Origin of the sequence: Aeromonas sp. Prich7-2 (assembly GCF_017939255.1) — a bacterium.
Classification (GTDB): Bacteria; Pseudomonadota; Gammaproteobacteria; order Enterobacterales; family Aeromonadaceae; genus Aeromonas; species Aeromonas caviae.
Genome location: NZ_JAGKRI010000254.1, coordinates 1 through 1142 on the forward strand (window position 1 = coordinate 1; position 1142 = coordinate 1142).

Genomic DNA, 1142 nt, shown 5'->3' on the forward strand with positions numbered 1-1142 from the left:
CAGAGACCTCACCTCTTTCATTCAATGTAATATTTGGTCTATTAATTACACCACCACCGAGATGATAAACCTGTGATGGCATGGATTTTCGTTTCCTACCAATATGTATAGCTCGGTAAATATAAGACAGTCTGTACTGGAAGTTTTGGCCGAACCTGTGTTTTTCAAAATTCATTTCAACTTCACTCCAATCAGAGCTTTTTCAATTCCTATAAACAGAGAATTTATAGATGAGAAAGCCTGCATCACTGGAGAGTTATCACTACTGTCAGTAATAAATTTATAAACGTCACTACCGACTTCAGCTTGTCTAATCAACAAAATGATTTGATTTAAATTCGATGATATATTGTATACCCCCTCTAGCAATCTCACACGATCATCATATGAAAAATCTGGTGAGATAATACTGTCTGGTTCCCTGAGAGCCAAAAACCGAATCAGGCTAGACTTTTTGGGAATACCATAGGTTTTACTATGCTTAGTTAAAACACGTTGCTCAGCTGCATTAAATGAGATTCGGAGTATTAAGCTGCGTTTTTCGTCAGCTGATTTTTGGGGTCTACCTGAGCGTGGTTTTATGTTCATTGCGTGCACCTTTATAATAATTATTAGTAGTGTTATGCGTTTTATTTTTCAAGCCAACCTATTTAACAGACATTAAAACATAGCTGGTTTAGCGTTTTTTCAAAAAATATACAATAAATTTATACGAAGTCACATTCAGAAGTGAGCTAAATTATTCAGTGACATTTAATGCTCACTCTAATTATAGTATTGCAAACACTAAATATAATATCAACAATTTTTTGAGTTAAATTATTAATTTAACGACTAACGTTATCAATGGCATTGGCGAAAGTTAATATTTAAAATATGAAATTAACTAGACTTATATGGTGATTTTAATTTTCTTCCGTGAAATTAAAACTATGACATAGGCTGATTAAAGTTATATAAAAAGGCATGCTCTCATCCTATGACAGACATACCTTTTCTAGGGAAGGTGCGAATAAGCGGGGAAATTCTTCTCGGCTGACTCAGTCATTTCATTTTTTCAGTTTGAGCCGATCTTTTCTCCCGTAAATGCCTTGAATCAGCCTATTTAGACCGTTTCTTCGCCATTTAAGGCGTTATTCCCA

At 34.4% G+C, this 1142-nt stretch carries 1 protein-coding gene; it reads right to left on the reverse strand.

Annotation, left to right across the window (positions count from 1 at the left end; genetic code table 11):
- Positions 1–171: 171 nt before the first annotated feature.
- Entirely contained in the window at positions 172–588 is a 417-nt protein-coding gene (locus tag J9892_RS21485; RefSeq protein WP_141116462.1) for a hypothetical protein, read from the reverse strand.
- Between the last annotated feature and the right edge of the window lie 554 nt (positions 589–1142).